The sequence below is a fragment of the Nocardia sp. NPDC051321 genome, from assembly GCF_044455225.1.
GTDB lineage: Bacteria > Actinomycetota > Actinomycetes > Mycobacteriales > Mycobacteriaceae > Nocardia.
Map to the genome: position 1 here is coordinate 198,656 of NZ_JBITEM010000002.1, position 26,210 is coordinate 224,865.

Annotated in this window: 25 protein-coding genes; 4 read left to right on the forward strand and 21 right to left on the reverse strand. The window is 66.2% G+C overall.

Annotated elements, in window-relative coordinates; genetic code table 11:
• Positions 1-35 precede the first annotated feature (35 nt).
• Positions 36-956 (forward strand): RNA polymerase sigma factor SigJ, encoded by a 921-nt coding sequence (gene sigJ / locus ACIA8C_RS04965; RefSeq protein WP_397130955.1) that lies wholly within the window; start codon positions 36-38, stop codon positions 954-956.
• Here sigJ and ACIA8C_RS04970 read toward each other — a convergent pair.
• The 13 genes from ACIA8C_RS04970 to ACIA8C_RS05030 are packed head-to-tail and all read right to left on the reverse strand — an operon-like array spanning position 910 to position 13,884.
• Entirely contained in the window at positions 910-1,683 is a 774-nt protein-coding gene (locus ACIA8C_RS04970; protein WP_397130957.1) for a hypothetical protein, read from the reverse strand. The genes sigJ and ACIA8C_RS04970 overlap by 47 nt on opposite strands.
• Before the next feature lie 24 nt (positions 1,684-1,707).
• The gene (locus ACIA8C_RS04975; protein ID WP_397130959.1) at positions 1,708-3,327 is read right to left on the reverse strand and encodes a class I adenylate-forming enzyme family protein; all 1,620 of its coding nucleotides are present in this window, start codon (positions 3,325-3,327) and stop codon (positions 1,708-1,710) included.
• A 60-nt stretch (positions 3,328-3,387) separates the two neighbouring features.
• Positions 3,388-4,362, reverse strand: coding sequence for a 3-oxoacyl-ACP synthase III family protein (locus ACIA8C_RS04980; RefSeq protein ID WP_397130961.1), 975 nt, complete (start codon positions 4,360-4,362; stop codon positions 3,388-3,390).
• A complete protein-coding gene (locus tag ACIA8C_RS04985) occupies positions 4,362-4,526 on the reverse strand; it encodes a hypothetical protein (RefSeq protein ID WP_397130963.1) in 165 nt (54 codons plus the stop codon). Before ACIA8C_RS04985 ends, ACIA8C_RS04980 begins: the two co-directional genes overlap by 1 nt.
• Positions 4,527-4,532: 6 nt before the next feature.
• Positions 4,533-5,717 carry a hydroxymethylglutaryl-CoA synthase gene (locus ACIA8C_RS04990; RefSeq protein ID WP_397130965.1) on the reverse strand — a complete coding sequence of 395 codons (1,185 nt, stop codon included), beginning with the start codon at positions 5,715-5,717 and terminating at the stop codon, positions 4,533-4,535.
• An 11-nt stretch (positions 5,718-5,728) separates the two neighbouring features.
• A complete protein-coding gene (locus ACIA8C_RS04995; protein ID WP_397130967.1) occupies positions 5,729-6,781 on the reverse strand; it encodes a hydroxymethylglutaryl-CoA reductase in 1,053 nt (350 codons plus the stop codon).
• A 13-nt stretch (positions 6,782-6,794) separates the two neighbouring features.
• Entirely contained in the window at positions 6,795-7,892 is a 1,098-nt protein-coding gene (locus ACIA8C_RS05000) for a phosphomevalonate kinase (protein WP_397130969.1), read from the reverse strand.
• Complete coding sequence (mvaD, locus tag ACIA8C_RS05005; RefSeq protein WP_397130971.1) at positions 7,889-8,902, reverse strand: diphosphomevalonate decarboxylase; 1,014 nt, start codon at positions 8,900-8,902, stop codon at positions 7,889-7,891. Before mvaD ends, ACIA8C_RS05000 begins: the two co-directional genes overlap by 4 nt.
• A gap of 22 nt (positions 8,903-8,924) precedes the next feature.
• A complete protein-coding gene (gene mvk, locus ACIA8C_RS05010; protein WP_397130973.1) occupies positions 8,925-9,887 on the reverse strand; it encodes a mevalonate kinase in 963 nt (320 codons plus the stop codon).
• A gap of 18 nt (positions 9,888-9,905) precedes the next feature.
• Positions 9,906-11,012, reverse strand: a complete 1,107-nt coding sequence (locus ACIA8C_RS05015; protein WP_397130975.1) for a 3-dehydroquinate synthase II — start codon at positions 11,010-11,012, stop codon at positions 9,906-9,908.
• A 17-nt stretch (positions 11,013-11,029) separates the two neighbouring features.
• Entirely contained in the window at positions 11,030-11,815 is a 786-nt protein-coding gene (locus ACIA8C_RS05020; RefSeq protein ID WP_397130977.1) for a hypothetical protein, read from the reverse strand.
• 38 nt (positions 11,816-11,853) lie between these two features.
• The gene (locus ACIA8C_RS05025) at positions 11,854-12,837 is read right to left on the reverse strand and encodes a prenyltransferase (protein WP_397130979.1); all 984 of its coding nucleotides are present in this window, start codon (positions 12,835-12,837) and stop codon (positions 11,854-11,856) included.
• Positions 12,838-12,843: 6 nt separating this feature from the next.
• Positions 12,844-13,884 carry a polyprenyl synthetase family protein gene (locus tag ACIA8C_RS05030; protein WP_397130981.1) on the reverse strand — a complete coding sequence of 347 codons (1,041 nt, stop codon included), beginning with the start codon at positions 13,882-13,884 and terminating at the stop codon, positions 12,844-12,846.
• Between the two features lie 778 nt (positions 13,885-14,662).
• Between ACIA8C_RS05030 and ACIA8C_RS05035 the strand changes: the two genes are divergently transcribed.
• Positions 14,663-15,085: a hypothetical protein gene (locus tag ACIA8C_RS05035; RefSeq protein WP_397130983.1), complete on the forward strand. Its 423-nt coding sequence runs from the start codon at positions 14,663-14,665 to the stop codon at positions 15,083-15,085.
• A 46-nt stretch (positions 15,086-15,131) separates the two neighbouring features.
• On the opposite strand, the gene ACIA8C_RS05040 is transcribed toward ACIA8C_RS05035, so the two are convergent.
• The 5 genes from ACIA8C_RS05040 to idi all read right to left on the reverse strand — a co-directional run bounded on the left by ACIA8C_RS05040 (position 15,132) and on the right by idi (position 20,023).
• Complete coding sequence (locus ACIA8C_RS05040; protein ID WP_397130985.1) at positions 15,132-16,484, reverse strand: cytochrome P450; 1,353 nt, start codon at positions 16,482-16,484, stop codon at positions 15,132-15,134.
• Positions 16,485-16,506: 22 nt separating this feature from the next.
• Positions 16,507-17,430, reverse strand: a complete 924-nt coding sequence (locus ACIA8C_RS05045; RefSeq protein ID WP_397130987.1) for a UbiA family prenyltransferase — start codon at positions 17,428-17,430, stop codon at positions 16,507-16,509.
• A gap of 132 nt (positions 17,431-17,562) precedes the next feature.
• Positions 17,563-18,372 carry a TauD/TfdA dioxygenase family protein gene (locus ACIA8C_RS05050; RefSeq protein ID WP_397130989.1) on the reverse strand — a complete coding sequence of 270 codons (810 nt, stop codon included), beginning with the start codon at positions 18,370-18,372 and terminating at the stop codon, positions 17,563-17,565.
• Positions 18,369-19,400: an L-tyrosine/L-tryptophan isonitrile synthase family protein gene (locus ACIA8C_RS05055; protein WP_397130991.1), complete on the reverse strand. Its 1,032-nt coding sequence runs from the start codon at positions 19,398-19,400 to the stop codon at positions 18,369-18,371. The genes ACIA8C_RS05050 and ACIA8C_RS05055 overlap by 4 nt, the downstream gene beginning before the upstream one ends.
• On the reverse strand, positions 19,400-20,023 hold the full coding sequence (idi, locus tag ACIA8C_RS05060; RefSeq protein WP_397130993.1) for an isopentenyl-diphosphate Delta-isomerase: 624 nt from the start codon (positions 20,021-20,023) through the stop codon (positions 19,400-19,402). The genes ACIA8C_RS05055 and idi overlap by 1 nt, the downstream gene beginning before the upstream one ends.
• A gap of 529 nt (positions 20,024-20,552) precedes the next feature.
• Here idi and ACIA8C_RS05065 point away from each other — a divergent pair.
• Positions 20,553-22,241: an MFS transporter gene (locus ACIA8C_RS05065; protein WP_397130995.1), complete on the forward strand. Its 1,689-nt coding sequence runs from the start codon at positions 20,553-20,555 to the stop codon at positions 22,239-22,241.
• A 170-nt stretch (positions 22,242-22,411) separates the two neighbouring features.
• Here ACIA8C_RS05065 and ACIA8C_RS05070 read toward each other — a convergent pair whose 3' ends face one another.
• Entirely contained in the window at positions 22,412-23,083 is a 672-nt protein-coding gene (locus ACIA8C_RS05070) for a hypothetical protein (protein WP_397131843.1), read from the reverse strand.
• Between ACIA8C_RS05070 and ACIA8C_RS05075 the strand changes: the two genes are divergently transcribed.
• Positions 23,012-24,184, forward strand: coding sequence for an IS701 family transposase (locus tag ACIA8C_RS05075; protein ID WP_397130997.1), 1,173 nt, complete (start codon positions 23,012-23,014; stop codon positions 24,182-24,184). The two genes, ACIA8C_RS05070 and ACIA8C_RS05075, sit on opposite strands and share 72 nt — an antisense overlap.
• Here the strand turns inward: ACIA8C_RS05075 and ACIA8C_RS05080 are convergent, their stop codons facing one another.
• Both ACIA8C_RS05080 and ACIA8C_RS05085 read right to left on the reverse strand, forming a co-directional pair.
• Complete coding sequence (locus ACIA8C_RS05080; protein WP_397130999.1) at positions 24,185-25,165, reverse strand: acyltransferase domain-containing protein; 981 nt, start codon at positions 25,163-25,165, stop codon at positions 24,185-24,187.
• Positions 25,158-26,207 (reverse strand): ketoacyl-ACP synthase III family protein, encoded by a 1,050-nt coding sequence (locus ACIA8C_RS05085; RefSeq protein ID WP_397131001.1) that lies wholly within the window; start codon positions 26,205-26,207, stop codon positions 25,158-25,160. Before ACIA8C_RS05085 ends, ACIA8C_RS05080 begins: the two co-directional genes overlap by 8 nt.
• Between the last annotated feature and the right edge of the window lie 3 nt (positions 26,208-26,210).

Sequence of the window (26,210 nt, forward strand, 5' to 3'; positions counted from 1 at the left end):
GATTTGGCGATCCGGAAGTGTGACATCATGGCTGGGTGGTTCATGTCACACCGGGGGATTCGGCGGCGCTCGACGCTGCCACCACGGAGTTCGAACAGCACCGAGATCTGATCTTCGCCGTCAGCTACAACCTGCTCGGCTCGGTAGCCGAGGCCGAGGACGTCGTCCAGGAGGCGTGGCTGGCCTGGGCCTCGGCTCGGCGGGCCGACATCGTCAACGTGCGCGCCTACCTCGTCCGGATCGGCGTCAACGATGCGCTCGCCCGGCTGAACCGCGCGCGCCGCGAACGCGAGACCTACCCGGGACTCTGGCTGCCCGAGCCGTTGCCGACCGACGTGGACGGCGAGGTGAACGCGATGCAGTCCGAGGCGATCTCGTTCGCGATGATGGTCGTGCTGGAGTCGCTGACTCCGCTGGAACGCGCGGTGTTCGTGCTCAACGAGGTTTTCGGCTACAGCTACCGGGAGATTGCCGACGTCGTCGAGCGCAGCCCGGATTCCGTCCGTCAGGTCGGTCACCGGGCACATCAGCACATCCGGCAGCGTCGCGGTCGCTACCAGGCCGATCCCGATGTGCGCCGGGCGGTTACCGCGCGGTTCCTGGTCGCCTCGCAGGGCGGCGACCTCAACGCACTGCTGGAACTGCTCGCCCCGGACGTGGCGATGTGGACCGACAGCGGGGGTCTGGTAAAGACCGCCCGGCGCGTCATAGTCGGACGCGAGAAGGTGCTTCGGCTGCGCGACGGCGCCGAGGCACTGTTCACGGATCAATTGGTGCCGTCGATGGTGCACATCAACGGTGGGCCCGCGATCCTGCTGTCCCGCGACGCCGCCCCCTTCGCTGTGGTCGCGCTCGATATCGATCCGGACGACTACACGATCCGCGGTATCTACTCCGTGGTCAGCCCGGTCAAACTGCGTATCCTCGATCTTTCGGCGCCGCGACGACTGCCGTGACCGGCTTCGCCGCGCCGGACACCCGAGGCAAGGCCCACGGATTCCGGCCCTCCTCCCGCATCTTCCGCACCAGTGCGACGGTGTAGTAGACATCGAATCCGATCACGATCACGCCCAAGACCGGGATGACGAGGCTGTACGGATACAGCGACACCGACATCAGCACACCGAGTGCGGAACCGATGCCCTTACAGAGCGCGATGTACAAGGACTGGCCCGCCGAACTCTGCCTGCGAATCAGGGTGCGCACGAACATCACGCTCATGATGCTGTTCAAGATCAGACCCGTGTAGGCACCGTAGAAGTCGTTGATCTCGATCTCTATCGCGGCGATCATGAGCACGCCGACGCCGCAGACCGCGGCGACCATCCGCTTGAACTGCCGGGCCGACAGCTCCGGATAGTCCTTGTGCCCGTGGCGGAGCACCTGCGCGATGATCAGCAGATCGAGCAGGAACCAGGCGAAATTGAAGGGACGCTGCCAGGCGGAATGGTTCACCACAAACGAGTCGTTCAACTCCCAGCCGATATTGAGTGCGCAGGCGATCGCGGGAATGCCCGCCCGCCCGTCGATCCGCGCCTGGGCGATCGCGAAAACGTAGGCGCTCAACCAGAATGCGCCGACGATGAGGACCAGTCCCACGTAGTACCGGTCCGGCAGATCCTTGGCCGCTCGGATGATCGGCGGTGTCGGGATTCCGGCCACCGGCTCAGGCCACCACATCATTTGTCCTCCATCCCTTTTCGGCGATCAGGTCCACTGACCGCTGCCGAGGCCCATCGCCTCGCCGAGTAGTTGCTCGCGGAGGCCGGATCTGCGCACCTTCCAGGTGGCGGTGCGCGGCACGTCCGCCCAGCGCAGCACCCTCGGCTCGGCCAGTTCGATCAGTCCGGCGACCGCGCGATCCCAGTCCTGTTGGTCGAGTAGGCCATCCGGCGTGCAGACGACCGGAACCGGCGGCCCGTCCGGTGTGGCGAGGACGACCACCTCCGAGGCGCGGGGGAGGCGGTCGAGCAGGGTGCTCTCGATCTCGATGCAGCTGACGCCGGGCAGCAGATCGACCTCGCGGTCGACCAGTTTGATCCGGCCGAAGCCGGCGCGCATGCCGAGATCGCCGGTGTTCCACCACTTTCCGTCGACCTTCGCGCGATGCCGATCGGCTTCGCCGAGGTAGGTCAGACACCGGGTCGGTGTCTTGACCATGATCAGTCCGGGACCGCCGCGTGCGGCGCGCCGGCCGGTGACCGGGTCGACGAGGCGCACGCGCACCAAGGTGGGCCAGCCGATATTGGTGGCATCGTGATTCGCGCGCGGGCCCGGCCGTACGGTGCGCCTGGTGAAGATGTTCGCACTGATTCCGGCGATCTCCGATTGCCCGAGACCCCAGGCCCAGACCGGGAATCGGGCCTGGGAGATGTCGAGGAACTTCCGCACGGTGCGCGGATGGATAGCATCAAAAGTACTGATGAATCGCTTGACCTGCGCAAATAATTCCGGCCTTCGGTCGGCCAGTTCTTCCCAACGTTGGAAGACGTTCGGCAACGCCTCCAACGAGGTCGGTAGATGGCGCGCGAGTGTGCGCGCGGCGCTGTCGGGGTCGGGGTCGGAAATCACGACCATGGCCCGCGGCGCGATGCTGAGTTGCGAGCGTGTCCAGGACAGCGCCCGCATGTGCGCGAACGATATGCAGCTCGCGACCACATCGTCGCGTCCCGAGGTGAGCAACGGAATCCGGGTGGACTCCAGCTGGTACGGCCGGGCACCGAGCGCGGTGTAGGCGGAATGCACGACGAGTTTGGGCACGCCGGTGGTGCCCGAGGTGTGCGTCACGATCATCGGATCGTGGTCGCCGCCGATCCGCACCGGCGGATTCGGTCCACCGCGCAGATCATCGAGCGAGAGCGCGTCGGCAGCGGCGAGCGCGGGGTCCGTGCCGACGGCGATCAGCGGACCGCGATGGACGGCGAGTGTCGTTCCGGCCGCCGCGGCACGGGCAAGCACGCTCGCGCCGGCGACCAGCACCGCTGGATCGATGCGCCCCACCATGATTCGGATCGCTTCGATCGACGCGATCGGTGCGATCATCACCGGTAGCGCGCCGATGCGCGCGGCCGCGGCGGCGGTGAGCACTATATCGAAATGGTTGTCCTTGACGATCGCCAACCGGTCGCCGCGCCGCAGCCCCGCCGCGGCCAGGCAGGCGGACAGCTCGTGCACCAACCCGGCCAGTGCGGCGCCGTCGAGGGTGGTACCCCGGTCCGGCGCGACATCCAACGGCCGATCGAGCTGGATCACGGTCTGTCTGGAATTTGCCGCGTGCCAATCGAAGACAAGGCCGATATTGATCGGCGCGGCATTACGCTTTCCCATTGTTTTCGACATCCTTCTAGGCGTGGATCGCCCACACCGATAGCTGTGTCCGCCTGGTTGTCAATGCCATTCGAGCAGGCCGAGCCCGACCGACATGCCGCCGCCGAAGGCCACGAGCAGAACCTGCTGTCCCTGCTGTATGCGCCCGGCACGCACCGCGTTGTCCAGCGTGATCGGGATCGAGGCCGCACCCGTGTTGCCGTATTCGGTGACCGTGCGATGCATTACCGCCTTGGTCAGCCCGAGCCGGAACGCGATTTCCCCGAGCATCACCCCGTTGGCCTGATGCGGTACGACGTGGTCGATCTCGTGCGCGAGCACGTCGTTGTCGTAGAGGAAATCCTTGACCAGCTCGGGCAGTTCGGTGACGACGAAGGCGCGGACGCCACGGCCGTCCATCGTGAAATAGTGCGATTCCTCGGCGTCCGGGTGCGGTGAATACGGTTGCCTGCTGCCGCCGCCGGGCACCGAAATGAGTTCCGACATATGGCCGAACGTGTGCAGGCGGCAATCCAGCACGCCACCGTTGCCCGCTGTGCGGCCGAGGACAACGGCCCCCGCGCCGTCGCCGAACAGCACGACGGTGCGGCGATCGCGCGGATTGAGGATGCGCGAGTAGACGTCCGCGCCGATCACCAGTGCGTAGCCTGCCGTTTCGGCGACAAGTGCACGCGCCGTTGCCAATCCGAAGACGAACCCGCTACATACCGCGTTCAGATCGAACGCGGCGCCGCCGGCGCCGAGCGCGTGTTGCACATACGCGGCGGTCGGTGGCTGCGGACGGTCCGGCGTAGAGGTCGCCACGATGATCGTGGACAACTGCGTCGCCGAGATCCCCGCGGCTGCCAGCGCCCGCCGCCCGGCCCGCACTGCCAGATCGGAGGTCGCCAGATCGGGCGGCGTCCATCGGCGTTCGCGAATCGCGGTCTTGCGCCGAATCCAGGCGTCGTCGACCTCGGCTGCCGCGCCTGCCACGTCGTTCGTGACGATCAGGTCGGGCACATACGCCCCGGTGCCGAGAATTCCGACGCCCATCAGCGCCGCCTGTCGTTCGGTTCGCGATGCGCGGGCACGGTCGCCGAGTAGTCGGCGACCGCGCAACCGCAACAGCATCCGGCCACGTGCCGGGTGCCGCGGTCCGAACCCACGTGTGCCAGGTACACCCACGCGGTGTCCGCGTACTTTTCTGCTCTTGTCATCGCGCGCTATCTCCGAGACCGTGCCTGATAGATCCGCTTGTGCCCGGAGAGCCCGGCCAGCCGGTACGGGCCGCGCCCCTCCTCGACGAGGGCGTGATCACCACCGTCGACCGGCAGCGAAAGCTCGTGCAGCGAGCGATATCCCGCATAGTCGATCGGTGTCCGATCCGCGATCGCCGCGCGATGCCCCGCGGTGCGCAGGTGCTCGCGATAGCCGGGCATTACGGTGCCGCCGAAGAATTCGGCAACGCTGCCGGACCCGTAGCTGAACATGGCGATCGGCTTGCCGGCGAGATCGTCGCGGTGGTCGAGCAACGAGGCGAGCCCGAGATACAGCGACGCGGTGTAGCTGTTACCGATCACGCGGTTATAGAGCGTGCTGGTGTGGATCGCGTCGTGGATATCGTCGGGTTCGGCTGCCGCGCCGGAGAATTCGGCCAGGTGCCGATGCGCCTTATGGGCCATCTTGGTGAACGGCTGGTGATAGCAGAAGGCGGCGAACTCGTCGATCGGCCTGCCGCCGCGCTCGGTGTAATCCTTCCAGGCACCCTCGATCGCTTGCAGATACGCGGCGATCGACGTCTTTCCGTCGACCACGGCGGTCGAGCGGTAGTTGGGCCGCCAGAAATCCATGATGTCCGCGGCGAACAAGCCGGAGGGCCGATCCAGCCGCAAGATCGCGGGTTCGGCGGTGACCAGCATGGCAGCGGCCGCGGCGCCCTGGGTGGACTCGCCCGGTGAGCCTGCGTCATACCGGGCGATATCGGTCGCGATGACCAGGACGCGCTCGGACGGATCGCGGCTCACCAGCGCCGCGGCGAATTGCAGCGCGGCCGTCGCCGCGTAGCAGGCCTGCTTGAGTTCCAGAACCCTTGCCGCCGAAGGCAATCCGAGCAGCGAGTGCACATAGAGGCCAGCCGACTTGGCCTGGTCGACGCCGGTTTCGGTCGCCAGCAGCACGGTGCGGATATCCGCGGTGCCGTATCGGTCGATGATCGGCCTTGCCGCGGTCGCGGCCATCGTGACGATGTCCTCGTCGGCGGCGGGCACGCTCATCGCCTCCTGGCCGATGCCGAGGTGGAATTTGTTGATGTCGACGCTGTAGTGGTTGGCTATTTCCCTGTGGTCCAGCACGTAGTGGCCGGTTGCGAAGGACAGGTCGTGGATACCGACCGCGGAATCCTTATGCACTTGTTTACTCCTCAGTGTCCGGAAACCAGCTCACGTTCCAGCCGGACGTGAGCTTGCATGAGTTCGCCAGGATTGGTTTGCGCCGCGAGCAGCGAGAGTTCGCCGCAGAGCACCGTGGCGGCGGCGATCACCGCAAGCCGTCGCGCACCGTCGCCGACGTCGCGCACCTCGCGACAGCCGAGCCTGGTCAGGTTCGCCTCGACGAAATCGAGGCGCTTGCCGTTGCCGACGCTGCCGACGATCAAGTTGGGCAGCGTGCAGGAAAAGTAGAGGTCGCCGTCGCGGTCCTCGACGTGGGTGATCCCTTGCGAACCCTCGACGATGTTGGCCGCGTCCTGCCCGGTTGCCAGATAGAAGGCGAGCAGCATGTTGGCGTAATGGGCGTTGGCGGTGCGGATTCCGCCCGCGACGATGCTGCCGATCAGGTTCTTGCGCACGTTGAGCGTGGCGATCCTGGCCGCCGAGGTGCGCAGCACATCGGCCACCGTGGCACGCGGGACGAGCAGTTCGGCGACCACGTTCTTGCCGCGCCCCAGTATCCCGTTGACCGCGCTGGCCTTCTTGTCCGTGCAGTAGTTGCCCGAGATCGACCCGTAGGACACACCGGGAACCGTCTCCAGGATGTGGCGCATCAGCAGGTCGGCCGCCAGGGTGACCATGTTGTGGCCGGAGGCGTCGCCGGTGGTGAATTCGAACCGCAGGAAGATCAGGTTGCCGATCACTTCGGGCCGCATCCCGACCAACTCGATGAACCGGCTACTGGTCGCCGCCACCTCGCGCAATTGTGCTGTGCTCGAGGTGATCTGCCGCACCGCGACATACGCGCTCGCGGCGGTCGCCGCCTCGAGCAGGATGGAGCGGGTCATCCGCTCGTCGATCAGCGTCGCTGTCACGCCCGTTTCAGTCGCCATCGAGATCTTGGCGCCGCGCTGGACCGAGGGCCACAGCGGAGACTCGAAGGTGGCCAGCGGTACCGCGGTCTCGATGTCGGCGACATTGCCCGAGATCTTGATCGGCCCAACCCATTTCATGGGTATCGATGCCGCCAGGAGATTGTCGTCCATTCAGGAACCGTCCTTATCGTTGTCGATCGCCCGGAATATTGATTGCCAGCGGGCGGATGCCTGCGTGGCGCCACCGCGTCCGCAGGTGGTCCAGCTCCGGCTGTTCGGCGCCGGTGAATGCCGCGATACCGCAGTCACCACCACCCGAGCCGGACGGTTTGGCCTCGCCCCCGGCCTCTGCGGCGGTGCGGCACAACGTATTCAGGCGGTCGGTGAAGATCCCCACCCGTGCAACGCGATCGGCCGTCTCCATCAGCTGGCGGAAACGCCGGATCTGTTCAACCAGGCCCGCGCTGTCGCCCGCGCGCAGCGCCGCGAGGCTCAGGTGTACACATTCGTCCGAACGCCACAGGAACGATCGATAAAACGTGCTGTACTTGCGTTTGTGCCGGGCCAGCCCGGCCACCATCACCGGGCTGGAGGATGGTGTCCCGGTCCAGCCCACCTCGAGCGTCAGATTCGCGGGCGGTGTCAGCCGCTGCACCGAAAGACCCGGCCAGTCCGCGTGAATCGTGTGATCGACGCCGAATCGTTCTGTCATGGCCAGGATCTCGGTGCGGTCGGGCGCACTGTAGGCGACCCAGTCCTCCCAGGTGCTTGCGGCGAGGTCGCCACCGGAGGACTTCGGGTCGACCCGCGCGGTGGCGAGCATGGCCAACCGGAATCGCTGCTCCAACGGTAGGTCCAAGCCGTGGAAGGCGCTGAGGGCGGCGACGGTCGCGACCGTGACCGCACCGCTGGAACCCAACCCCAGTTTGATGCCGTCGTCGTGCAATTCGCTGGTGATGGCCACCTGGATGGGCAGCACCGGCAGGCCGCGCTCGGCGACGAAGCGCTGCACCACCTCGATCGCCGAGACCACGTGGCGCAGTTTCGCCGGATGCGGGCTGCCCGCGATGGTCGGCCGCAGGCGTACTTCGGATCGAGTGAATCCGACTGTGCTGGACAGCATGTCGGAGCCGATGGTGACGTCGGGTAGCGGGGCGGGCGCCGCCGCGACAGTGACCGAAACCCGCCGGTCCACCGGCATCACGATCGCTTGCCTGCCCGACTCCACCACGGCGTACTCGCCGACCACGAAGAGTTTTCCAGGGGCGGTGCGGGTGATCATCGAGGCTCCTCCGCCGTGATCCGCGCGCCGGGGCCCGGTCCCGCCACGATCACCTCGCGCGTCACCGTCAGCTCGCGCAGTGCGGTGGCGACCGCGTCGGCCGCGGCCTTGGCGCAGATGACCTTCACATTCGGTCCCGCGTCGACCGTCGCGTAGGCGCCGACACCGGCGCGTCGCAGTTCGGCAACCCGGTCGAGCACCGTGAGTGAGGCTTGCGACAGGTACCGCACCGCGGGACGCGCCGCCAACATGGTTGCGTGCATACCCAACGCGTTGCGCTCGGCGATCTCGCCGATGGTGTCGAGATCGCCGCGCCTGAGCGCCGCTCGCATGGCCGCGAGATCGAGCCTGCTCGACTCGACCCAGGCGCGGAACAGTGGGGACGTGCGCACGGTCCGGCTCATCGCCTCGCGGCTGGAGATCGGTTTCGCCGCGGTCTCGACGACCGCGACGACCAGCGCCAGGTCCACCGCGGCGTCGATGGGTTCGGCGTAGGAGCCGCTGTCGCCCGCCGCTCCCCGGCCGGTGCCCGCATGCCAGATGCTGAAGCCGCCGTAGACGGAACGGCTTGCCGATCCGGACCCGCGCCGGGCAAGCGCGGACAGGGTGACGTCCTGGATGTCGAGCCCGTACACCCGGGTGGCAGCGAGCGCGAGTGCGGCGAAACCGCTTGCCGAGGAAGCCAACCCGGCACCGGTCGGCACCGTGTTCACGGTCTCGACGACCAGGCGTTCTGGCCGTTGCGCGCGAGCCCGGACCAGCTCGAGGAACTGCTCGACCCGGCGCAGTGCCCCGCCATCGGCAGGCACCCCGTTGATGGTCAGCTGGTCGGCCGCGCCGTCGTGGGTCCACACGGTGGTCGTGGTCGGATAGATATCCAGCGTGATCGACAAACTGTCCGAGCACGGCAGGATGTATTCCTCGTCGCGTTTGCCCCAGTACTTGATCAACGCGATATTCGGGTGGGCGACGGCGGTGACCGTCGAAGGACGGATGCTGGTGCTGGTCATGTGCCTCTCCTTTCGCGAAAGGTCAGCCGGAGAATCGCTCGGTCGCGACGGTCCAGGTGGCGGTCGCGCCTGCCTCGCGGAGTGCGGCGGTCACCGTCGCGACGTCGGCCGGTTGCTCGACCAGCGCGACCACGCAGCCGCCGAGGCCACCGCCACTGAGCTTGGCGCCCGCACAGCCCGCGGCCAGTGCGGCGGTAACCAAGCGCTCCGTCTCGACCGTGCTGAGCTCCAGCCCGCGCAGCACCTCGTGGTTGTCGGTGAGCCGGCGCCCAAGGTCGGCGACCCGGCCCCTGGTCAGGTCCTCCACGGCGGCCGCGGTGATCCGGGAGGACTCCTGCAGGAACCGGACCTTGGCCGCGGGCTCCACCTCGAAGCGTCGGCGAAGCTGGTCGACCGCCGTCTTCGTCGCGCTCGACACACCGCTGTCGGCGACCACGAATACGGCGTCGATGCCGATGGCCAGCTCCTTGGTCGCGCCGCTCTGGAACCAGATCGGGCCCGGTGAGCCGGTCGCGACGGTGTCGACCCCGCTCGGTGACCCATGCGCGACGCGTTCGGCGGCCTGGACCAGATCGAAGACCAGCTCCGCATCGGCGGCGCGGTCGAACAGATCGGCGAGCGCCAGCACCACGGCGCGGGCGCATGCCGCGCTCGAGCCGAGACCACGGCCGAGCGGAATCGCGCAATCGACACCGAGATCCACTGCGGGACTGCCGAGGTCGGTCGTCCGCAGAAACGATCGGACCAACTCGTGCAGCCGTGGATCGAGTTGTTGCGGCCGGTCGGTCGAGCCGGCCTGCTCGCCCGTGACCGCGTCGGTCAGCGCCACGCGGCCATCCGGCGCACCGGAAGCGTTGGCCCGCACCGTCACTGCCAGATCAAGCAGGGGCAGTGCGACCGCGGGGGCGCCATAGACCACCGCGTGCTCACCGAACAGAATGGTTTTGGCGTGGGCCCGGCCCACGCCGACCTTGTGTGTACTCACCCCGGTCACCCCGTGCGATCAGTATTCGGTGATCTGTTCGGAGACCTTGATCCCGACATGCCTGCCGGGTTCGGCAAGATGCCCGAGCAGTGCGGTGCCGGGACGCACGTTCGTCAGGTTCAGCGGCTTGCCCTCCGCGCTCATCACCCGGACGTGCCAGTCGTCCTGGAGGAACACGTTGACCTCCACATCGCCGTGCCGGGCGGCGATCAGGCGCAGCGGGCGCAGTTCGACCTTCACCCGGCCGACCGATACCTCACGGAACCGGCCGTCTGCCGAGACAGCGCAGGTGGATTCGCCCGCCGCCAGGTCGGTGATGTAGGCGGTTTCCTCGGTGCCGAAGACATAGGAGTGCACCGCTCCCGCGTTGACCCGGAACGGGCGCAGGTTCATGTACGGCAGATAGTGCACCTCCGCGCAGACGAGAATGCCGCCCGCCGAGGTCGATCCGACGATCATGCCCTCGTCCTCGCCGAAAAGGCTTGTGGTGTCGACACATCCGCGATAGCCCATGCCGATCGGCTCGGCGCGGACCACCTCGAGCGGTACCAGCTCGCGCCGCTCTTCGCGGCGCTTGCGCAGCACTCGGGCCACCCGATCCAGATCGGTGAGATCATTGGCGATCACCACCAGTCCGGCAGGCCCGCTTTCCAGGACCCCAGCGACGCTCACCGCCTCCGCCCCGGAGAGCAGTTCCTTGAAGACCTGCGTGCGGGTGCTCTGGGCGCGGGCCAGCAAAAGCTCCAGCGGGATGTTCGTGGTATCGGTGAAGGCCGCGATCAGCACGTCGACCGAGCCGATGACGGACGCGGCGAGGTTCATGCCGTCGGCATCGTCGATCTGGCAGCGCACGCCGACCGGCCTGCCGTCCGCGATGGCGCGCACGCCGTCGAGCTCCGCCGGGGAGTCGGCGATCAGCGTATGCACCCGCTGATCGTCGAGGGCGCCCAGCTCGTCGGCGGTGCCGAGCCCGGCGATCCGAATGCGTTCCAGCGGTTCCCATTCCGTCAGCTGCGACGGCCGCAGCACGATCGCGGAGATCTCGGAGTTGCGGGCGTAGGCCAGCGCCGCGGGCGTTGCGGCGGTGGTGACGGTGTGAATATCGGCCCAGAGTTCGGCAGTCATGATGATCGATCCCTTCTTCAGTACGACACCGGTTCGGCGTGCGGACGCAGCGCAACCTCGCCGTGGACAATGGATTTCAGCTGTGCGGTGGCCCCGACCGGATCCGCGCTGCCGAAGATGTGCCTGCCGACGCACAGGCCAGCCAGCCCGACGCCGATGGCGTTCTTGGCCGAGCCGATGAAGTCGTCCCAGGATCCGGTGGGCGCCCCGCCCGCGATCACCACCGGTATGTCGACGCACGACGCGAGGTCGGCGAGGTACTCGTCACCCGGATGTGCGGATTTGACGAGGTCGGCGCCGAGTTCGGCCGCCACGCGGGTGGTGTGCAGTACCGCGGGGCCGTGCGGCCGGTCCGACGGGACCGGATAGGTCATCACCAGCAGCGGCAAACCAAGGGAGTCACAGGATTTGGCCACCAGCGCGAGATCGGCGAGGGCCGCGCGATCCTCCGCGGCGCCCGCGCCGAGCGTGACGTGCACGGAGACCGCGTCGGCGCCCATCGCGATCGCGGTTTCCGGATCACAGACCCGGACTTTCACCTCGGGCCGCTGACTCAGATCGGTGCTGCCGGACAGGTGCACGACCAGAGCGGTCTCGCGCTGGACCGGCATCCCGTGCGCTGCCGAGCCGCGATGGGCCACCACCCCGTCGGCCCCGCCGCGCACGACCGCGCGCAGCACCGCGCTCATGTCGGACAACCCGCCGACCGTGCCCGTGGTCAGCGAGTGGTCTACCGCGACAAGCAGAGTTTTCCCGTCGGCACCGAACAATCGCCGCATGCGGCGGCGCTTTCCATCCATCATTTTTCTACCTCGAATGTTGTAGCGAATACGTGCGGTGGCTATCCCGTCACGAATAGGTAGAGCGCGGGGATTCCGATTCCCAGAAATCCCAGGTTGTACGCGATCAGCCCGAGCCTGCGGGCCGCCAGCCAGTCCTTTTTCGCCGGTCCGACAGCGAGCTGGCGCAGGTGCAGCACCGTCGCGGGCAGCATGGTCAGCAGGGTCCACCACGGAAAATATTCGCGGCGGACGGCGAACAGCGTGGTGGCAATGGAGGCGAACGCAAGGAAATACAGCACTGCGGTGATGAGCTGGGGCCCGGCCGTGGTTGCCAACGTTTTCCGGCCGACGCCGCGGTCGCCGACGATATCGTTCATATTCGAATAGCTGCTCACCATGACCATCCACAGCCCGAGCAGCACGCCCGCCGACACCGCCGACCCGGACCACCGGCCGGTGACGGCGACATACGGCGCATAAAGACCGCAGGCGGTCGCCGCGAACAAAATGAACTCGGCACCGCCCCGGTGATAGCTCACCCGCAATCCGGCCGAATACTGCATGCTCAGTACCAGTCCGGCTACGTAGATGAAGTACGCCGCAATCGGCGCTTGCCAATCCAGCGCGTGAAAAGCGATGCCCCCGGAAATAAGGGCAACAGCCGCGGCGCCGATCACGAATATTACTGCGCTACGTTCGGATACCGCGCCACTGAGCAGCGGTTTTCGGCGGACATCGCGCCGGGTATCCCCGTGCAAATAGTTTACCGCGTCGCTGCCATTGCGAAAGCCGACGATATCGTCGAGCGCGCAAGTGGCACCGACGATACCGATCGAACCGACCAGAAACGCGCACATGGCGACCACCACGTCCGCTCGGGTCGCGAGCGATGGAGCCACCAGAATCCAGGCAAGTGCCCAGCCGAAGTAATGCTGGAAAACGGCTACCTTCGACAGCCGGATGAATCCGGCCAGCGTTTCGCCGAGCGAAGGGGTCCGACTAGGTACGGCGGTGCCGATCGCGGTCGGTGAGCTGTTCGCCATCGCCACTCACTTGTCCCGGTAGGCGACCATGTGCGCCATGGCGATGAGTTCCTGGCGCCAGCCGGGTGCCAGGTCCGCGGCGGAGATCGCCTCGCTGCCCAGCGCGACGAGTTCGTTGATGTGCACCTCGACCTCGCCGCAGATGCCGGAGTCGAGTAGTGCGTCGCGCAGTCGGTCTGCCGTCGCGCCGGGCTCGACGACGAGCTCGCGTACCGCCGGATCCCGCTGCATCGCCAGGGACAGCAGCAGTGTCATCTTGTGCTGTTCGAAATCCAATTGGGCGGGCTTGCCGAGGGTTTGCGTGTCGCCGAGTAGGTCGAGCAGGTCGTCGCGCAGCTGGAACGCTTCCCCGACCGCAAGCCCGTAGGTCCGGTACAGCGGCGCCAGCTCCGGCCTGCTCGCCAGGATCGCGCCGATCACCATCGGCCGGTGGATCGTGTAGTTGCCCGACTTGACCTGCGCGATGGTCCGCGACAGCGCCGGGTCGCTGTCGAAGCGCGCGGCGGCGGCGACGTCGAGGTACTGCCCGACGATCAGTTCCGCGCGCAGATCGCGCCACGCCTCGGCGACCATCGGCGTCATGCCTGCCATGAAGTCGTCGGCATAGATCAGGGCAAGATCTCCGGCCAGGATCGCCACGCTTTCCCCGAACCGGCGTGGCTCGCCCTGCCACTGCCCGCTGCGATGTTCGGTGGCGTGCCGTTGATGCACCGTCGCCGCGCCGCGCCGCCAGGCCGAGTCGTCCATGACGTCGTCGTGGATCAGGGCACAGGAATGCAGGAGTTCCAGTGCCGCCGCGGTCGAGACGACCGCGGACCCGTCCGCGTCGCCACCCGCCGCAAGGTAACCGCTGATACAGAATGCGGGGCGGATACGTTTTCCGCCTGCGCGGACCAGATCGGCGATCGCGTCGACCGGCGTCGCGGCCCGCTTATCCAGTGCGGACCACCGCCCTTGCTCTTGCTCCAGAAAGTCGATGGCCAGATTCTCCGCCTTTTTCATCAACTCGCGCCGGATTTCCAGGATCGAATCACTGGAGTTTGTCATGTGCACAGTCATGGGTCACCTCTGACGGTTATTCCGACAACATGAGATAAGGCGTCGCGACGTATGCCTGCGACGGCCGATTAATGCCGATTGCGCACTGATCGCAGATTGCGAAGCTTAGTGCGGAAGATAGTTGAGTTAACCTGATTTTGGGCAGCCTGGCTGCACCTCCAGCATGACAGATCGGGCATAGTGATTGAACCCGAGCGTATGTGACATGCATCACATTGATGGCCTTGGAGGTGATTCCCTTATAATCGGCTAAGTACTCGATATAGCCTCGGTTCAGATATATCGCCGAGACCGCTGGACGCATCATATATTGTCGCGGAATTCGGCCACTGGCACCGTTGCTCGGTATTCGATGTGCATCTGTATGATCGGCAAACCTCCACGTATCTGCGGAGGTGAAACGGGGGAATAAATGCGCAGTACTCGGCTTCCCGTCATGTGCATGTCACAACTCCATGGCAAATCAGAAGCTGTCTCGTTGCCTGGACTGAAGTTGTGCCCCCATTGTTTGGGGCTGACGCGGCGCAATATAGATCTGGCCGCCGATATCTATGACGCCTGCGCGGCTGCCATGGTGCTGCCCGCGGCGGCCGGCGTACGCGAACGAATTCGAGGCAACCGCTCGGATAATCTACCGTTGTCGGAAACGGCATTGACCGCACGTTTGCGTATACACGACTGCCTGACCAGCTGGACCGACATGGTTGTCGATGAGCGAACGTTACCGAACAGGCCGCGACGCACGGTGCCGGACCAAGCAGGTTTCTTGGGCACCCAACTGTCTTGGCTGGCCGGTCATTTCGCGGGCAATGACTTCGCAGGCGAGCTCGACGAGGCCGTCGGCGCCGGACGGGCGGCCGTCGAACTGATCACCGTCACTGCCGAGAATTCCCGGTGGGGATGTCGCGTGCCGGACTGTGACGGCACGCTCCACGTCTCCCGGGACGCGGACACTTCGGGGCGACCGCTCGAGGTGATATGCACCAACGGGCATCGGCTCGGGGTTGGTCGCGAGCACGCGCGACCGTCCAGGCCGGTGCCGACGAAGGTGGCCGCCTGGGCCGCCGGAGTATCGGAAGACACGATCCGGCAGTGGGTTCGGCGCGGCAAGATCACCCGCTACGGCACAACCCGGCGCGCCGAATTCGATCTGACGGAACTGCTGCAAGTGGCCGCCCGGCGGCGATAACGCCGAAAGGCGCGGGCGGCCAACGGTTTACCGCGACGAGCCAGGGCTACGCGGTGGGCAGCGCCACGCGTGGATCCGCGACGGAGCGGCGATCCGAGACCGAGCCCAACCGCACCGGCACCCGGTCGAAACCGCGCAGGACCGCGAGCCCGCGCAGCTCCGGGGTGCCATCGAGCGCGAGATTCGGGAAGCGCTCGAACAGCTTGCGCAACCCGATGGTGCCCTCCAACCGGGCAAGCCGCGCGCCGAGGCAGGTGTGGATGCCCTGACCGAAAGCCACGTGCTCACGCACTTTTTCGCGGGTGACATCGAAGCGTGCCGGTTCGGTGAACCGCTCCGGATCACGGTTGGCGCCACCGAGCAGCAGCATCACCACCTCACCCGCGCGGATGTGATGACCTGCGATCTCGACATCCTCGTGCGCGGTGCGCATGGTCATCTGGGCCGGACTCTCCGTCCGGAGAATCTCCTCCACCGCGGTCGGCCACTGTTCGGGGTCGGCCCGCAGCTTGGCGAGCTGGTCGGGATTGCGCAGCAGCAACACGATGCCGCTGCCGAGCATGTTCATCGCCGTCTCGAATCCGGCACCCATGATGATCGACGCGATGGCCATCAGCTCGTGCTTGGCGAGTCCGCCCGTCGCGACGACATGACCGAAGATGCTGGGGCCCGGCTGGATACGCAACCGATCGACGTGGTCGCCGAAGTACTGCTGCGCCTCGGTGAGCGCCTCGATACCGCGCCGGTAGCCCGCGTGCCGCACGCCGATGTCGAACAGCGGCGCCCCGCTGTTGCCCCATTCGAGCAACTTCGGGTGATCCTGCTCCGGTACCCCGAGCAGGTGCGCGATGATCGCGACCGGCAGTTTCGCCGCGAAGTCATGGATCAGATCGGCGTGCGAGCGTGGTTCGAGCTCGTCGAGCAGTTGCTCGGTCACCACGCCGATTCGGTCGGTCATGTCTCGCATGGCGGCGGCGGTGAACGCCGAGGTGACCGGACGACGCAGGCGACTGTGATCCGGTGGGTCCAGCGCGATCAACGCGGGCGGATCGGTGGGGTTCGGCAAGTCCTGTCCGGTGTGCTCCAACATCCAGCGCACCGGCTTCGGCATGCTCATATGACTGGGCTTGGTCGCCCCGAACCGGCTGTCGCGCATGATGGTTCGAACCACATCGAGGTCGACGGTGAGATTGAGCAACGGTGTCGGCACCACCCGGCCGCTGGCCCGAATCCGCTCCAGGTCCGGGTACGGGTCGATGCCGCGCCCCGGGCCGACGAGCAGGGTGGCGAACGGGTCCCCGCGGCGCGCCATCAACCGCAGCATCATGCCCGCCGCACCGTGCAGCACCAGCCAGCGAACCCAAATCTTGCCTCGCCGTATGGTTTTCGAGATATTCATCAGTGTCCTTTCGCTGCTGAGTTCAGTTCGCGACGATCAGGTTGCCGAGGGTCATCAGCACGGCACCCGTCCAGGCGAGCCTGCGACCGAGTAGCCGGCCGACGAGCGGATTGCGTTTGATCGCGCCGAGCCGGAACTGGACGAATCGCAGTGCGAACACCGGGCACAGCAGCAAGCCGAAGGCAAGGGGTAACTCATCGATGGCGATCAGCGTGAACACCACGATCAGGTCGGCGATCGCCAGCACGCCGAGCAGATTGATGTAGGTACGCTCGCCGGTGATCGTCGCGACGTTGATCCGGCCGACCCCGCGATCGGTTTCGATATCGCGCAGGTTGGAGTACCAGGACACCATCATCAGCCAGAACGCGAACAGCGAGCCCTCGATCATGCTGCGCGTGCTGACGCCACCGGTCAGCGCCCAGAACGGCACGAAGACCAGCTCCATGGTGAACAGGAAAAGCACCAATTCCTGGAATCCGATGTGGCTGAGCTTCAATCCGTAGGAGTACTGCACCGAAACGCAGGCGCCGACGATGGCGAGGGCGATCAGCCAGAGCGGGTGATATGGGGCGATGAGCAGCCCGGCCACCAGCAGGGCAAGGCCGGACAGCAGACAGATCCAGGAGAACCGCAGCGCCTGCGGGAGCCGGAGTTCCCCGGTTACCAAGGGCTTCCAGTGTGCCCGCCGCAGTGCGCTCGGGTTGTCGCGGTAGTTCTTGGCGTCGCTGCCGTCCCGGAATCCGGTGATGTCGTCGAACGCGATCAGCGCACAGTGCACCAGGAAGTATCCGGCGATGATCACGCCGAACGCGGCCCAGGTGCGGCCTTCCCGAACGACGGCGGCGGGCAGCAGCGTCGCCACCATCGGATAGGCGAGGTTGTAGTCGAGGAAATAGAGATTGGCGAGCCGTCCGTACGCTCGCACAGACTTAACGGGTGTCATGACATCGACCACGACGGGTATTCCAATCTTGTTGTGTTGCAGGGTTCGACGCGCGGCGGTCGGCAACGGACAGCAGAAGTTCGGCGCCCGCGTCGCGAGCGCCGTCGTCTGGCGTCGGCGGGGCAGGTTCGGCTAGATGATCTGGATCCGCTGCATGTGCCGGGCCGTCGGGCCGAGGAAGCGGTTGCGGCCGTGCAGCAGCGCGTGATTCTCGGCAATGACGATGTCGCCGGTCTGCCACGCGTGGTCGTAGCAGTAGCGCGGGTCGTGCAGGCGGTCACGCAGGTCGTCCATCACCCGGACCGCGTCGTCGGCGCCGGGTCCTTCGACGGTGAGGAACAACGGGTTTCGATAGCGCGCCGGATCGAGCGGTTCCGCGTAGCGGATGGTCGTTTCGCCGGTCGTCGGATGGGTGGCCAGCAGCGGCTGTGCCATCGTGCCGCCATAGTGCGCCAGCTTGTCGGTGCGGTAGGTCACCGAGGTGCGCGCCCACAGCTCGCGCAGCTCCTCGGGCGCTTCGCGATAGACCTGGGTCGAATCGCAGAAGACGGTCTCACCGCCCGCGCCAGGCGCACAACCCTGCACGCATTGGAACAGGAAGAAGCGCGGTGCGCGCGCCGACCACGCGCCGTCCCAGTGGAACGGGACGTCCCCCGAATCGAACAGGTAGTTCTGCGGATCTTCCTGGACGACCAGATCCAGGATGGTGCCGAACTCCCACTGCACCAGCTCGCCCGCGGCCATGCAGTAGGCCTCCAGGTCGCTCTTGTCGAGCAGGTCGTACCCGCGCAGCACGAGGACTTTGGCCGACAGGGTGGTCGCCAGCAATTGATCGATCGGCACATCCGCCAGGGTGCGCCCACCGATGTCGGCGGTCACCAGGCGGCCGAACGGCGCCAGATCGGTGCCGTCGAGCAGTGTTTGCTGAAGTTGGTCGGTCATAGTTCTCCTCCGGAAATAACCAAGGCTGATTCGGTGCGGTCATCGACCGGCTCGCCGATGACGAAGTGACTCGGCCTGCTGTTGCGCCACACCAGGCGCCCGCCCAATTCCTCTGCGCGAGCACGTTTCACGAGGACATGGCGAACACCGTCGTCGAGCACGACGCCGTGCCACGGGGTGAGCCAGCCGTCGACGGTGCGCAGCAGGTGAAAGCCGATCTTGGCGCTGTGGTGGTCCTGCGGATGGATGGACAGGCGCACCGCGGCGGGGAAGACCGCGCCGACGAGCCTGCTCCAAGCCTGGCTGCGCTGCACTACTTCGTAGGCGGTCTGCTTGGCCTGATTGCGCCTGCGGGTGGCACTGAGTTCGGCATGCAGCACCGCGTCGTCTTCGGTGACGAACCGGTGGATGCCGTTGAACATGCTGCGCGCGGCCGGATCGGTGCGGACCGTCTCCCTGATCTCATCGACGGTCTCGGCGTACTCCGCGAGCAGCCTGGCCCGGCGCTCGCTCCAGGACAGGTCCGGCATCGCATCCCGCAGCCCGTACAGGCCGATCGCGCCGCCGCCGATCGATCGGATCATCCGCATCAGTTCCCGGCCGTAGTCATCGATGTGATCGTCCGGGATGCCGAGCACGTCGCTGAACACATGCCCGTCCGAACACACCGTGACGACCGCGCCGGGCTCGTACACCGTCGACACCTGCTCGCAGAAGCCCTGCACGGATTCGAGCGCGAGCTGCTCACCCAGGTCCGGCAGCCGCCCGATGGTCTTGCGCCGATTGCGTGATTTGGCAGGGAAGGCAGGAATGACGAAGTGGATCGGCTTGTTGGCCGCGATGAACTCCCCGACCGTTTTCAGGTGTGGGGCAAAACAATCCGGGCACGGGTTCGTCGCGCAGGGGTCGGCGGGATCGGCGGTGCGGCGCCGGCGAAAGACAATGCGCAGAATCCGTTCGGCGACAGCGTGGTCGGCGGGGGACAGCGTGGTCTCGCGGATGGCCCCGGCTGCGGCAGTTGTGGTCATTACCCTTCCTTTCCGGAAGTGATCGCGGCAGCGGCGGGCACGCCTAATGGCTCGCGCCATCGCCGTGGCAGTAAGTCGGCGGTCAGCATCGGCCACTGCGCGGGGTTGCCAGGCAGACTCGTCAGCTCGGTCAGTTGTAGTCGGCACCACGGCGAGATCCGCAGCGCTTCGGTGCGCACCAGCGAGCCGAAACCGCGCCAGTCGATCCACGCGTAGTCATCGACCTCGGCCGGGTTCGGCGCCGGGTCGTCGTCGACGAAAGCTACGAATACCGGGCATATTTCGTTCTCGACGATGCCGTCGTCCATGACGGCGCGGTAGCGGAAGTCCGGCAGTGCCATCCCCCATCGGTGCGGCGTCAGGCCGAGCTCATCGGACAGCCTGCGCAGCATCGCGTCGGCCATCTTTTCGCCGGGTTGCGGATGTCCGCAGCAGGAGTTCGTCCAGATACCGGGCCAGGTGCGCTTGCCGGTGGCTCGTCGAGTGACCAAGAATTCGCCCCCCGGCCCGAATACATAACAGGAGAATGCCAGATGCAACGGCGTTTGCCGGTCGTGGACCGAGGCTTTATCCGCCGACCCGAGCGGAATTCCGGATTCATCGACAAGTATTACATGTTCCATGAAAACTCTCATATCACGATATCGACGGAGTTACCTACACGTCTTTTTGAACCCTCCCGGAACCGAAGATACCGCACCTCGGGAGTGGGCGCAATCACATACATCGAGTCGATGGTGTTAGCATGCCATTTCTTCTATGGGCAGGTAGCCGGAATATGACAAATTATCGATTTGACAAATTATCCAGGCGACCGCGTGACGGATGTAACAAACTATCGGACCTGACAAACTATGTCGGGGATTGTGGGCTTTCGGCGTCTGTTGCGGGTCGCAGGGCGGTCGTCGGATTTCCAGGCATCCGCTGAATGATCCTGTGCCGCAGGTGATTACGAGTTTATCCGGCACTGATTTCGGCTGCTGGCGAATGGCAGGTTACCGCTACTGAGGAGGCATTGCAGTCGCTGCCCAGGTCTGTAGCATTCATTCTGTTCGCGGCGAGGTTATGTTGTGTTCGGCCCTGTTGATCAGGTGAGCACCAGAGTCGGCGTGGCGTCGTCGGTCGCATCGTTCGAGCGAAATCAGGAGAGCTGTGGCACAGGATCTCGAGTACCCTCATGTCGACCGGTCGACGCCACCCGATGGCGACCAGGTATCCGTCGACCCGCGCCGCTGGATCACCTTCGCAATCGTGCTGGCAGCGGGCTTTATGGATTTGCTGGACGTCACGATCGTCAATGTCGCGGTGCCGAGTATCCAGGCCGACCTAGGCGCCCGGTATTCGCAGATCGAATGGATCGTCGCGGCCTATGTGCTCGCCTTCGCCGCGGTACTCATCACCGGCGGACGACTCGGTGACCTCTACGGGCGCAAGCGAATCTTTCTCATCGGTATGGTGTGCTTCACCCTGGCCTCGGCGGCCTGCGGCCTGAGCCCCGGCCCGACCGCGCTGATCATCGCGCGCCTCCTGCAAGGGGCGGCGGCAGGCCTGATGGTGCCGCAGATCCTCGCCATTCTCCGGGTCACCTTCCCGGCCAGGGAGCGCGCCAAGGCGATCGCGGTGTACAGCGGCGTCTGTGGGTCCGCGACGGCGGTCGGGCTCGCGCTCGGCGCGCTACTGGTGCAGTGGGATCTGTTCGAACTGAGCTGGCGGCCGATCTTCCTGGTCAACATCCCCTTCGGTATCGCAACGGTGATCGCGGGCTGGCTGGTGATGAAGGAATCCCGCTCGGCGGCCGCGTCGCGGCTGGACATTTTCGGCGTGACGCTGATCGTCGCCGCGATCCTGCTGCTCACCTATCCACTCACCGAGGGCCGCCGACTCGGTTGGCCCACTTGGGCTTTCGCCATGATCGCGGCCTCGTTCGCGGTGCTGCTCGTGTTCATCGGATATGAGCGCAGGCGGCGCGAAACTGTCGGCTCACCGCTGATCGACCTCAGCCTATTCCGGCTCCGCCCGTTCGCGCTCGGTCTGGCGAGCTGGCTGCTCTTCTGGATTTGTTTCGGCGGGTTCTTCCTGGTGTGGACGCTGGTCATGCAGGTCGGCCTCGGCTGGTCGCCGATGCGGGCCGGGCTGACCTCGCTGTTCTTCGCGGTGGCCACCGGTGTCGGTGCCGCGGCATCGGCCGGGGTGCTCGCGCCACGTTTCGGCAGGCGGGTGCTGATCGCCGGCGGCGTGGTCACAGGCATCGGGCTCGGGCTCTACGGCTGGATCGTCACCCATTTCGGGCCCGAAACCACCTCGTTGGACATGCTGGCTCCGCTGCTGGTGATCGGGCTCGGCTTCGGCCTGGTGGTGGCGCCGACCATCGATCTGGTGCTCAGCCAGGTGCAGCACGAGGATGCCGGAGCGGCGTCCGGGCTGCTCAACACCGGACAGCAACTCGGTGTCGCACTCGGTGTCGCACTGGTCGGCATCGTGTTCTTCAACCAGCTGGACCACGACTCCGCGCGTGGTGTCGACGAGACGACCGCGTCGATCCGCACCGAACTCACCGCGGCTGGTCTGCCTGCCCCCGCGCAGGAGCAGATCCTCGCCAATTTCCGTGCCTGCGTGCAGGATCGGTCGGCTCAGGTCGATCCGTCCGAGGTCCCGCACAGCTGCACATCGACCGGCGGCCCAGCCGACGTGGTTGTCGCGCGCGTGCTGGCCGACGCGGGGGAGCGCGCCACCGCGATCAACTTCGCGCATTCCTTCCGGTACACCCTGGCCTACGGCATCGGCATCATGATCCTCATATCGCTGGGCTTCTTGGCCTTGCCGCGCACCGCGAAGCTGTAACGCACGGCGGCGGAATCGGAACTGACCGAGTCCTTTCCGGTCCCGGGCACCGGTTTCGCCGCCACCGTATCGCGCAACGCGCTACTCGACGCGTACGCGCGCTCCGGCGGCGGTCAAAGGGACTGACCGAGGCGGCAGCGCAACGGCGTTCGCCGATCAGGCCGCCGGTGTCACCGTTGCCGACTCGATGAACTGGCGCGCGCCGCGCTCGAGCCGCTCGCTCGGTGATTGCCGAAGGGACCGAGCGAGCGGCGGACGCAGCGGAGATCGAACCCGGCAACGGGGGCTTGGCCGCGTGCAATGCGCCGCGGCCCGCCCGGCTGGATATCGCGCCGCTGGTGCAACGCGACGGCGAAAATGGCGGCGATCATCAGCCAAGGCAACGACGGTTGGCGAGAATCCGTAATTGTTTGGCAATTCACCCTGTTCCACATCGCGAGGTTATCGGCTACCGTTCGCGCGTGATCGATGTCCAGGCCGTCAAAAACCGCGCTGACCTGGGCATTTTCGTGTGTGCGGGCAGAGTCTCCGCGTGTTGGCCGCGGCTCGCTGGTGCTCGATGTCAGATCTTTGTCAGAGATGAAACCGGTATCTCCAATTGCGTGGTGCGGCAATGTCAAATCTTTGTCAAATGCGACGAGGTGAGCTTTTCGAATTATGTCACATGTGTAGAGTAGCAATCGTTGGACGGCGCACTCGCGAGTTGGTCGATAAACTTCGGGGCTGTCTGGAATCTCTGCGTTCACAGCGATATTGGGGTGAGTATTCGTATGTTCGAAGATTTCGAAGAGACTGCCGACCTGTGCAATGTTCTGTTCGCTTCGCTGCCGCGTAAAGATCAACGTAGTCGAGCTGCGCTATATTTGAAAGGGCTGTTGAATTCACCCGGACGCAAATCGGTGCGTAATATCGCTCGTTCGCTCGACGGATCCGTTACCGATCAGAGCCTGCACCATTTCATCAGTGCGTCGAACTGGGATTGGATGCCGATCCGACGCGCGTTCGCCGAGTATCTGTTCGCCAGGCAGCCGATCGAGTCGTGGGTGGTCCACTCGATGGCGATCAAGAAATCGGGACAGCATTCGGTCGGTGTCGAGCGGCGCTTCCTGCCCACCGCGGGGCGAGTGATGAATGTGCAACAGGCGACCGCGATCTGGGCGCTGTCCCCCGAGATCACCGCTCCCGTCGACTGGCGCCTGCACCTGCCGCGCGGTTGGCTCGATGACCAGCACCGGCGCTCGTCCGCCGCGATACCGTCCGACCTGCTGCCGCAGCTGCGGGAGGATCTGATCGTCGAGCTGTGCCTGCAGCTGAAGAACAACTGGCACCTACCCGTCCGGCCGGTGGTGCTCGACGCGCGTGACCTCGATATCCGCGCCGTGGTCCCGCGCTTGCATGCCCACGGTATTCCGTCGCTGTCGCGCATCGATCATTCGACCGAATTGCACGTCGCCGATGAGATGCTGACCGGACACCGCGGTGATTGCCTTATTCCGGCGGGCGGCATCATGAAAGCCGCAAAAGGAAATTGCCGCAGAATTCTGCTGCAGCCAGGGGGAGAGCTGCCGGGCAAAATGCGATCGCCGAGGGTGGCGCCGGTGACCGTCGGTTTCGTCCCTCGTTCGCGAAGTTCTGTCGGCGGCCAGGTCGCGGAGCTTGCGCTGCTGGAAATTCCCGCGCAGACCGGTTCGTCCACCCGGACGCTCTGGCTGACGGATCTGCCGACCGACCGGGTCGGCGACCTGGTCCGGTTGGGGATGGCGCTGTCGCGGGTCGAGCGCGACAGCGCCGAGGTCGCCGACAAGGCAGGTGTCCGAGACTATTCCGGCCGCAGCTACGGCGGCTGGCATCGGCACGTAACGCTGGCCTCCGTTGCGCACGCGCTGATGATGCGGCTGGCGGCTGATCGGGACAAGCTGGCGCCGATGGAGGCGGCCGGGTGATCACGGTAGTGGCGGGCACACCGAGGTAAGGGTGGCGAAGGCAGCGGCCGCGGCCTGCCAATCTTCGCCGCCCGCCCGGGCAGGCGACACCGAAACGACCGCACCACGGCCCCCGCGCATCGCGGGGTGCCTGCGCGCGACGGTCGACAATCCTTGTCCGGGGCCCGCTTCGACACACACGATGTGGTCGCAGGACTCGACCAGTGCGTCGAGGGTCGGCCAGAAGCGCACGGTCGCCACGGGATGATGGGCCCAGTACGCCGGGTCGGCGATCGTCGCCTGGTCGAGCGGCTCGGTTGTATAGCACGAGTAGACCGGTATCCGTGGTGCCCGCGGCGTGAGCGACGCGAGGTACTCGATGCTCCCCGTGGCGGCGGGCAGCAGCATCGGGCTGTGGAACGCGCTGAGCGACGGCACAGTTCGGCAGGTGCGGCCCGCCGATCGCAAACCGGCGGACACCGCGTCCAGCGCGATGTTCGGTCCGGCGAGGATCGTCTGCCTCGGCGCGTTGATCGCCGCGACCGCCACCTCGCGCGACAGGTACGGTTCGACTTCGTCGACCGTCGCGGCGACGGCGAGCATGCCGCCCGCCGGTGCGGCGGCGATCCGGTGCACCCGATCGAGGATCACCCCGGCGGCGTCGGGCAGCGACAGGATGTCCGCGAACGCCGCCGCGGCCAGTTCGCCGATGCTGTGCCCGATGACGACGTCGGGCGCGAAGCCCCAGTTCGTCACCATCCGGGCCATGGCGAGATCGATAGCGAACAACAGTGGCTGGGCCCGCGTGACGTGGTCGATCGGCACGGTGGGCGCCTCGGCCAGCCAATCCGCGCGCAGCGGTGGGCCTTCCGTGCCGAAGGCATCGAAGACCTCGTCCATCGCGTTGGTGAAGGTCGGTTCCTGACGATAGAGTCCGGCGGCCATGCGCGGATACTGCGAACCCTGGCCGGGGAACATCATCGCAATGGTCGGGCTACTCATGGGAATTCCCGTCGGCATCGGCCACCCATGATGGGCGGCTGAGGATTTCGACCACGGCGCAGGACCAGCTGAAGCCCGCGCCGACGCTGGCCAGCAGGCACAGATCGCCGGGGCCGACCGCACCACTGCTGACGAGGTGGTCGAGACCGGCGATGGGATCACCCGCGCCGAGGTGGCCGATGGTCCGGCTCCACGACCAGGTGGTGCGGTCGAGGTCGATGTCGAACTGGGCCAGGAAGCCGGCCTTGATCCGGCGCCACCCCATATGCGGCAACGATATTCGCGTGATGTCGGCGAGGCCGACGCCCGCCTTCGCGAGCGCGCTGTGCAGCGCGGCGCGCTGGCCCGCGGCCACCCGCGCCGCGCTGAACTGACGGCCTCTGGCGGCGACGTACGCACGCTTGTGCGCCTCCAGATCGACGGTGGGTTGGCGGGTCAGCGCGGGCGGGCCGAACGAGTCACCGGCCCGGTGCATCCCTTCCAGCTCCGGGTCGGAGACCGTGTGCAGTGCGCGCAGGACCGCGAAACCGGAACGCCGAGAGACCAGCAGGGCCGTCCCGCCGTCCGCGTAGACCGTGCCGGGGTCACTGCGCCAGCGATCGAACTCCGGCGGGCTCATCCGGTCACCGCTGGTGATGAGCACGCTGTCGCGATCCGCGGACGCCGTGAGGTAGGCACCGGCCAACTCGACCGCGGCCATGCCACCGTTGGAGACCTGCCGTATTTCCATTGCCGGACACTGATTTCCGACGGCGGCCCGTTGGATGTACGACGCGGGCGACCACAGGTGATGGCCCTGGAAGTACAGGCTGGCGTGCAGGATGAGGTCGATCTGGCCTGGCGCGATGCCCGTGCGGTCCAGCACCGCGGTCGCGGCGGCGGCGGCCATCTCCGGCCCGGATTCCTTTTCCGCGACGGTGACCGACGCCATGCCGGTCATGGTCGCCAGCTTCTCGTCGCAATCACCCGCCGCCACGGCCTGCTCGGCCGACATGGTCGGCGGCAACCAGGTGGCGCATCCAGCGATATACAGCTCGCTCATGCG

Excerpts from the sequence above, each read along its gene's own strand:
- ACIA8C_RS05075 (WP_397130997.1), top strand. The coding sequence starts at position 23,012 with ATGTTCGAAGATTTCGAAGAGACTGCCGACCTGTGCAATGTTCTGTTC.
- ACIA8C_RS05045 (WP_397130987.1), bottom strand. The coding sequence starts at position 17,430 with ATGACACCCGTTAAGTCTGTGCGAGCGTACGGACGGCTCGCCAATCTC.
- ACIA8C_RS05050 (WP_397130989.1), bottom strand. The coding sequence starts at position 18,372 with ATGACCGACCAACTTCAGCAAACACTGCTCGACGGCACCGATCTGGCG.
- ACIA8C_RS05025 (WP_397130979.1), bottom strand. The coding sequence starts at position 12,837 with ATGGCGAACAGCTCACCGACCGCGATCGGCACCGCCGTACCTAGTCGG.
- ACIA8C_RS04975 (WP_397130959.1), bottom strand. The coding sequence starts at position 3,327 with ATGGGAAAGCGTAATGCCGCGCCGATCAATATCGGCCTTGTCTTCGAT.
- ACIA8C_RS04995 (WP_397130967.1), bottom strand. The coding sequence starts at position 6,781 with ATGGACGACAATCTCCTGGCGGCATCGATACCCATGAAATGGGTTGGG.
- ACIA8C_RS05085 (WP_397131001.1), bottom strand. The coding sequence starts at position 26,207 with ATGAGCGAGCTGTATATCGCTGGATGCGCCACCTGGTTGCCGCCGACC.
- mvaD (WP_397130971.1), bottom strand. The coding sequence starts at position 8,902 with ATGACCAGCACCAGCATCCGTCCTTCGACGGTCACCGCCGTCGCCCAC.
- ACIA8C_RS05040 (WP_397130985.1), bottom strand. The coding sequence starts at position 16,484 with ATGAATATCTCGAAAACCATACGGCGAGGCAAGATTTGGGTTCGCTGG.
- ACIA8C_RS05000 (WP_397130969.1), bottom strand. The coding sequence starts at position 7,892 with ATGATCACCCGCACCGCCCCTGGAAAACTCTTCGTGGTCGGCGAGTAC.
- ACIA8C_RS05080 (WP_397130999.1), bottom strand. The coding sequence starts at position 25,165 with ATGAGTAGCCCGACCATTGCGATGATGTTCCCCGGCCAGGGTTCGCAG.
- ACIA8C_RS05055 (WP_397130991.1), bottom strand. The coding sequence starts at position 19,400 with ATGACCACAACTGCCGCAGCCGGGGCCATCCGCGAGACCACGCTGTCC.
- ACIA8C_RS04985 (WP_397130963.1), bottom strand. The coding sequence starts at position 4,526 with ATGACAAGAGCAGAAAAGTACGCGGACACCGCGTGGGTGTACCTGGCA.
- ACIA8C_RS05020 (WP_397130977.1), bottom strand. The coding sequence starts at position 11,815 with ATGATGGATGGAAAGCGCCGCCGCATGCGGCGATTGTTCGGTGCCGAC.
- ACIA8C_RS04970 (WP_397130957.1), bottom strand. The coding sequence starts at position 1,683 with ATGATGTGGTGGCCTGAGCCGGTGGCCGGAATCCCGACACCGCCGATC.
- idi (WP_397130993.1), bottom strand. The coding sequence starts at position 20,023 with ATGGAACATGTAATACTTGTCGATGAATCCGGAATTCCGCTCGGGTCG.
- ACIA8C_RS04980 (WP_397130961.1), bottom strand. The coding sequence starts at position 4,362 with ATGGGCGTCGGAATTCTCGGCACCGGGGCGTATGTGCCCGACCTGATC.
- ACIA8C_RS05030 (WP_397130981.1), bottom strand. The coding sequence starts at position 13,884 with ATGACAAACTCCAGTGATTCGATCCTGGAAATCCGGCGCGAGTTGATG.
- ACIA8C_RS05015 (WP_397130975.1), bottom strand. The coding sequence starts at position 11,012 with ATGACTGCCGAACTCTGGGCCGATATTCACACCGTCACCACCGCCGCA.